The organism is Candidatus Electrothrix sp. (genome assembly GCF_052785085.1).
In genome coordinates this window covers 1-4,648 of sequence record NZ_JALAAI010000192.1, presented here as the reverse complement: position 1 = coordinate 4,648, position 4,648 = coordinate 1, and the positions used below count along the sequence as shown (strand labels likewise).

The window sequence follows — 4,648 nt, the reverse complement described above, 5'->3', positions numbered from 1 at the left end:
TCCGTGAAACATTAAAATTGCTTCCGCAAATTCCAGAAGGTATTTCTATTCAATCCATCGCTAATCAAGTAGCCGTTCTTGGGCGAGTTAATACGCCAGAAGAGGTGCTTTAATGGCGATGGTATTGTGAATACAATGCTGGATATTGAAACCCCTGAGCAGGGCCAGTTACGGCAGACAATGGATCATACCTTGCCTCAATATCCTTACCATTCCATCGGGGAGATGTACGATGCGCTCATCTTTGGGATCAATCAGGTTGGAACCCACCAGTTCAGCTGGAACACCGAGTATCAACAACGCCATTGGGAAAAACAAAATTTCCACCAAATTATAGGTAGCTATCCTGCTGCCCAGGATGCTGTACAGGCGATTATTAACCAGGGTGAAGGACATATTTTTAACAGCAATCTGGGTTCTCCCCCCTGGACAGAACACGATTTCCCTGTTCCACCCTACTATCGCTTTACTCCTACACCTGGAACAGAGGATATCCATAACGGATATTCTCATTTTGGGCGATTTATCAAAATAAAAAACAGCAGACTCCCAGAAAATTACACAGGAAAGGATCAGCCAGATCATCCTGAAAATAAACTATTACAACAAAACTTTTTCCAGCTGATTCTCATGCTTGAGACCCTGTGGAGGAACGGAGGGGCCAATATGGGTGGAAGCGATGTGTTACAAACCGTTATTTCAGGAATTATGCAGGAAATTATCAACAACACCCGGAATTGCTGGCAGGCTGGAATCATTCCCCACTGGCTCGGCCTTCCTTTTGTTAATCTGCAACCAAAAACGTAAATACAGCTCGACGCAATCAAATAGAGCGCGGAGAGCTACAAACAATATCACCTTGTCCAAGGAGAATAAATCATGATGAAGAGTTATATTCCGGCAGCCTTAGCATTGACCTTGCTGCTGACCAGTCCCGCATTAGCGGAAGAAACAACGTCAACCCCAATAACAGCAGAAGCAGCAAAAGCCATTGCTGCCAATCCCATCAAAGGCAAGGTACTGGAGGTGCAATCTGCTGGCGGCTACACCTACGTACTTCTCAATAATGAGCAGGGTGAAATCTGGGTTGCCTTACCTGAAAATAAAATAGAAGCAGGCCAGGAAGTCGTTCTCAGCCCTGGTATGATGATGAAGGCTTTTGAATCCAAGGCACTGAAAAAGACCTTTGATATTATCATCTTTTCCTCTGGACGTATTGATGAGACCCATGTGGCCGCTGCCAATCCTCATGCTCCCCATGGCACTGAAGAAGCCGAAGAAGCTACGAAAAAAGTCAGCGATGCTGAGCTGGCAAAACTCTCTGGAGGCTCTGCCCGGGCAACTGTTCCTGCCAATGAAATCAAGGTGGAAAAGGCAGAGGGCAGCAATGCTCAAACCGTTGAGGACTGCTTTACCAAGGCTGAGGAGCTTAATAATAAAAAAGTTCAGGTTCGGGGAAAGGTGGTCAAATTCTCCAGCATGATCATGGGCAAAAACTGGGTTCATCTTCAGGATGGTACCGGGGATTCGGAGAAAAAGACCCATGATCTCGTGGTCACCACCTCAGACGAGACCAAAAAAGGTGCTGTTATCACGGTTGAAGGAACCTTGCATAAGGACAAGGATTTTGGTGCTGGCTATCGCTATGATGCCATCATTGAAGAGGCAAAGATCCTGGAATAAAATGTTGCGTACAGGGTTCCTGTAGGGGAACGGTGTGCGAGGCTCCTATATACCGGGCAGGCACAGGGGCCTGCCCCTACAAACCCTGTACTGAAAACAGGGGGGTTATTTTTTAAAAATTCCCTCAGAGGAGAAACAGAAAAAGGGCATGACCTTTCATTGCAAAAATTTTAATCTTGAAAACGGACAATGTAAACGCTTGTCCGGTGAATGTGTGCCTGCCCGCAAGGGATGTGTTCTTGAAGGCCGGATAGCTGTCACAGACGAGCTGGCAGAGAGAATTGAAAAGATCAATAAGGAAACCCGGCAGGGATCCCGAAAAAAGCAAAAGAAATAATTGGCAAAAACAAAAATTGACCCTACCCTGCTCGGTTTTGACTTTGACGGGGTTATCGCTGATACCGCAGAAGTTTTCCTGCGTCTGGCCTGTGAAGACTATGGCCTCTGTGATCTTAGCTGCGCAGATATTGTCAACTTTGAGGTAGAGCAATGCCTTGGCCTGACACGCCCCCAAGCTGATGCCCTTTTCACCAAAATCCTTTTGGATTCCGTGGGAACCGGGTTGCAACCTATGGAGGATGCTGTCCAGGTTCTGGGAGAATTGGCAGAACGCAACCCTGTTTCCGTAATCACTGCCCGGTCTCTTGCAGACCCGGTCCATGATTGGTTTGCTGATTTTTTCCCTGCATCAACCTGCAAGGCTATCAAGGTTATTGCCATGGGAGCCCATGATGGCAAACCTCAATATATCCATAAACAAGGATTACGCTTTTTTATTGATGATCGCGCTGAAACCTGCGTCCAGTTAAGCAAGGCTGGCGTTCACCCCTTTGTTTTCCACCAACCCTGGAACCACAACCGCCACCAACTCCCCGGCGTCAGCTCCTGGCAGGATATCAGGGAACTCGTATCATAGATTTTTTTATCCCCCTGTCTTTTTTACCGCTTTTCTGCAAATTCCACATTCCAGGCCAAACCGGTGAAAGAAGTATTGATATGACAGAGAATCGGCAGACCGGTTCATAAACAACGAAACGGAAAGAGAGCACAATGCTTTCTTTCCGTTTTTTTTTGATACATTCCTGACCAAGAACCTGTTTTTACCAATAAGACCTCCACTGGTGATATGTGTTGCCTGTATAATTATACAAGCCGCCTCGGTACTGGCAGGCCGTAACAGCGCGACTCCAAAGTGCTTCCAGGGCATCATCCGGATGCAGGTAGCTCACCCCGACCCGTACATGAACATTTTCATAGTTATTACAGTAAGCGGTTCCAGATGCACCCCAGTAAGCAATTTCTGTCCGATGCCACTGACCGGCAAGGGCTTGACTGGCCAGAAAAATGCTGAGAAAAAGAACGACTCCAACGAATGTTTTTTTATTGAACATGGCAATACCTCCTTAGTAGTATTTATTATCAATAATAAGAGATCGTATCAGAAAAGTAAACCTTTTTTCGATCACCTTGTATTTTGGTTAAAATATATAGTTTTGAAAACTATTTAAAGACGCTCAATTTTAGTCCCGCCTATATACATGATGCTCTCAAAAAAATATATACCGCCTCGGGCACGGCAGGAGTCGGTCTGATCCGGGCAAAAGATATATTTTTTCTTTGTGCAAATAGAAGCAACATATCTCCAGGTATATTGAAATGATCAACAGGTCTTTTTTTTTGATCTCCAAATATATTTCTTCTATCTTTTTATATAAAAAATATACCTCCTCGTACTCTCCTTCCTTTGCCAAATTGACCAGAAACCCTTCTTTTTTATCCTTGACAGGTTAGCAACATCGCAATACCTTGCTATTATTCTTTTAACTTCATACAAGGAGGTCGCTATGCCTGAGCAAACGTTGATTGAGCAGCTCGCAGCAGTACTGAACGTAGAAGTTGTGTCCCCGATGGACGGAAATGAAGCGCAATCATTGCATAAAGCATTGCCTGGATATCAGGCTGTTGCTGATGACGCTGCCCGCTTTGTCCAGAAGTATGGGGAGACCCTGAATCTGGATGCCTCTGTCCTTGCCGACCTTACGGAAGGACTGGCTGAGGTCAAACGCATGGAACCGGGGGAACATGCGCTGGAAAAATTATATCGGTCGGTCTATCACCAACGCCTGCGGGGCACAGACAGGTGCATGGAAGGGCTTTACAACGCCACCCGTCGTATCCGCAACTTTTCCGAGGCGTATCCTAACATTGCCGAGGAAGGGAAGTTTCTGATTGATTTTATGAAGGCGTTTAAGCCGGGGAGGAAGAAGGAGAAGAGCGGGGATGGGGGAGGTGAAGGATAGGGAAGGAAAATCAGGGGAAGTATCTCCGGCGATAATGTTTTCATGATTGTTACCGGGGATTTGAACCTGTGACCCTACCCTGTAACTCGTATGGCTACGCAGTTTGATTTTGGTGTGTGATACCGTTGTAGCTTATTCAGGCCCTATCATTTTGTTATGATTTGATCCGAATTGCTTTTTGCTTACATTTATGTTTATAATAACAACAAATTATAATTTTGTTATAGGTCTAGATTAATTATGGGGAGTAAGTTCAAATTTAATAAGTATGTTAATATAGGTGCTGAAAGTGCTGAAGATGATAAGGAATATCTTTCTTCATGTTATATTGATACTGGCATGTTGGATGTTTTAAAAAATACAAATCATCCAGGAAGAATAGTTGCAGGACGGACGGGTACAGGAAAAACCGCATTATTGATAAAATTAGAAGAATCTAAAGAAAATGTGGTCTGGATTGAGCCAGACGAATTGTCTCTTCAGTATATTTCCAATTCTACAATCATTAATTATTTGGAAAAAAAATAACGTTAATCTATAAAGTGGACCCCATCGTCAACACAAAAATTGGCATAATTTAAGATAGATTTCGGGCTAACAACAAACTCTCTTATCTGGTGATTTCCTCCTATATTTGTTTGACTGCATCACATCAGGAAAAATGA

The 4,648-nt window shown here is 44.3% G+C and carries 7 protein-coding genes; 6 read left to right on the top strand and 1 reads right to left on the bottom strand.

Annotated elements, in window-relative coordinates:
* Positions 1-135: 135 nt before the first annotated feature.
* From L2082_RS18490 to L2082_RS18475, 4 genes are all read left to right on the top strand, one after another.
* The gene (locus L2082_RS18490; protein ID WP_446012120.1) at positions 136-807 is read left to right on the top strand and encodes a ferritin-like domain-containing protein; all 672 of its coding nucleotides are present in this window, start codon (positions 136-138) and stop codon (positions 805-807) included.
* Between the two features lie 72 nt (positions 808-879).
* Positions 880-1,683 carry a DNA-binding protein gene (locus L2082_RS18485; protein WP_446012119.1) on the top strand — a complete coding sequence of 268 codons (804 nt, stop codon included), beginning with the start codon at positions 880-882 and terminating at the stop codon, positions 1,681-1,683.
* A 148-nt stretch (positions 1,684-1,831) separates the two neighbouring features.
* The gene (locus tag L2082_RS18480) at positions 1,832-2,020 is read left to right on the top strand and encodes a hypothetical protein (protein WP_446011222.1); all 189 of its coding nucleotides are present in this window, start codon (positions 1,832-1,834) and stop codon (positions 2,018-2,020) included.
* Positions 2,021-2,599 carry a 5' nucleotidase, NT5C type gene (locus L2082_RS18475; protein ID WP_446011221.1) on the top strand — a complete coding sequence of 193 codons (579 nt, stop codon included), beginning with the start codon at positions 2,021-2,023 and terminating at the stop codon, positions 2,597-2,599. It begins immediately after the preceding gene.
* A gap of 184 nt (positions 2,600-2,783) precedes the next feature.
* Here L2082_RS18475 and L2082_RS18470 read toward each other — a convergent pair whose 3' ends face one another.
* Positions 2,784-3,074 carry a hypothetical protein gene (locus tag L2082_RS18470; protein WP_446011220.1) on the bottom strand — a complete coding sequence of 97 codons (291 nt, stop codon included), beginning with the start codon at positions 3,072-3,074 and terminating at the stop codon, positions 2,784-2,786.
* 453 nt (positions 3,075-3,527) lie between these two features.
* On the opposite strand from L2082_RS18470, the gene L2082_RS18465 reads away from it, so the two are divergent.
* A complete protein-coding gene (locus L2082_RS18465; protein ID WP_446011219.1) occupies positions 3,528-3,983 on the top strand; it encodes a hypothetical protein in 456 nt (151 codons plus the stop codon).
* A 240-nt stretch (positions 3,984-4,223) separates the two neighbouring features.
* On the top strand, positions 4,224-4,511 hold the full coding sequence (locus tag L2082_RS18460) for a hypothetical protein (RefSeq protein WP_446012118.1): 288 nt from the start codon (positions 4,224-4,226) through the stop codon (positions 4,509-4,511).
* The last annotated feature ends 137 nt before the right edge of the window (positions 4,512-4,648 follow it).

Excerpts from the sequence above, each read along its gene's own strand:
- L2082_RS18490 (WP_446012120.1), top strand. The coding sequence starts at position 136 with ATGCTGGATATTGAAACCCCTGAGCAGGGCCAGTTACGGCAGACAATG.
- L2082_RS18485 (WP_446012119.1), top strand. The coding sequence starts at position 880 with ATGATGAAGAGTTATATTCCGGCAGCCTTAGCATTGACCTTGCTGCTG.
- L2082_RS18480 (WP_446011222.1), top strand. The coding sequence starts at position 1,832 with ATGACCTTTCATTGCAAAAATTTTAATCTTGAAAACGGACAATGTAAA.
- L2082_RS18470 (WP_446011220.1), bottom strand. The coding sequence starts at position 3,074 with ATGTTCAATAAAAAAACATTCGTTGGAGTCGTTCTTTTTCTCAGCATT.
- L2082_RS18465 (WP_446011219.1), top strand. The coding sequence starts at position 3,528 with ATGCCTGAGCAAACGTTGATTGAGCAGCTCGCAGCAGTACTGAACGTA.
- L2082_RS18460 (WP_446012118.1), top strand. The coding sequence starts at position 4,224 with ATGGGGAGTAAGTTCAAATTTAATAAGTATGTTAATATAGGTGCTGAA.